Source organism: Roseomonas rosulenta (assembly GCF_016106005.1).
GTDB classification, from domain to species: domain Bacteria; phylum Pseudomonadota; class Alphaproteobacteria; order Acetobacterales; family Acetobacteraceae; genus Neoroseomonas; species Neoroseomonas rosulenta.
Genome location: NZ_JACADR010000532.1, coordinates 1 through 1,336 on the forward strand (window position 1 = coordinate 1; position 1,336 = coordinate 1,336).

The window sequence follows — 1,336 nt, forward strand, 5'->3', positions numbered from 1 at the left end:
GCCGCGCCGGCCCGACCCGCCGCCGCAGCCCCCGCCCCAGCAGCCGCCCCCGGAGCCGCCGCGCAACACCGACCTTGACCGTGCCGACCGGCAGGGAGCGCGGCGCGGGCGGACACAGGTGATCCTGGCCTGGGATGACCGCAACGACCTCGACCTCGCGGTGATCTGCCCAGGCGGGCAGCGGATCGATTTCCGCAACCGCCAGGCCTGTGGCGGCGCGCTCGACATCGACCGCAACGCCGCCGGCGGGCCCACCACGCGCACGCCGGTCGAGAACATCGTCTTCGACCGCGACCCGGCGCCGGGCACCTACCGCATCGTGGTGGACTACTTCGAGCGTGCCGACGGGCCGACCACGCCCTATCGCGTGACGGTGCGCCGCGAGGGGCGGCCCGACCAGGTCTTCACCGGCACCGCGCGCCAGGGCGTGCGCGACCAGGTGGTCGGGGAGTTCACGGTGCCATGAGTGGGAAGAGTCTTTCTTGCCCTCAGGCGCCGGGCGCCCGCATCCGCGGGCTGGGCTTCCGCGCCGTGCATTGTGACGCCCGGCGCGGCAGGCGGGTTGGGCGCGGTCGCGCTGTGCGCTCCCGGCCCGATGCAGGGCATCGGGCCGCAGTGCGGAGGTGCGCGCCGTGATCCGCCTGGTCGCCACGCGCCCGCAGGACTTGCGGCCGCTGCTGCCGATGCCGCCCGATCAGGCCTTCGCCGTGCTGCAGGCCGAGGCGGGGCGGCTCTCGCCTGCCCATGCCGCGCTGTTCGCGCAGCCGGTCGCGGAGGAGGGCGGCATCGCCTGGGGTGCGTCCGGCGCGCGCATGGCGCGCTACGCCGATATCGACGCGGCCTCGCGTGCCGCGCTCACCGCAGAGGCCGGGCGCATCCTGTCGGACCTGCGCCGCGAGGCCGAGCGCCAGGCGGCCTCCGGCGGTGGACCGCTGGTCGCGCTGTGGCCGGCGATCGCCGAGATTCCGTCCTTCGACCTAGTCTTCGCCGTGGATGGCCGGCCGGTGCTGGCCGGCTGGGGACATGTGGGCGGCGCAGCGCCCGGCCCGCTCGGCCTGCTGGCGCGCTTCGACGATGGCCGCCACTGGCAGCCGCCGCCGCGCCGGCCCTGGGGGGTGTGGATCGCAACCCTCGCCGCGCTGGCGCTGCTGGCGCTGCTCGCCGGGCTGCTCGGCCCGCTGCTGGCCTGGCGCTTCTTCACCCCGCCGCAGCCGCAATGCGTCGCCGCGCCGGGCGACCTCGAAGCTCTTGCGCGCCTGGTCGAGGCCGAGCGTGGCGAGCGCGACCTGCGGACAGAGCTCGCGCGGCTCGAGGAAGAGCTGGGCCGCCGGCGCCT

Annotated in this window: 2 protein-coding genes; both read left to right on the forward strand. The window is 76.3% G+C overall.

All coding sequences use genetic code 11. The features are described 5' to 3' along the window. A partial coding sequence (locus HW578_RS26630; protein WP_232479326.1) for a YfaP family protein occupies positions 1-466 on the forward strand: 466 nt, incomplete at its 5' end. 166 nt (positions 467-632) lie between these two features. After that, positions 633-1,336: hypothetical protein (locus HW578_RS26635; protein ID WP_198373709.1), on the forward strand; the 704-nt coding region annotated here is incomplete at its 3' end.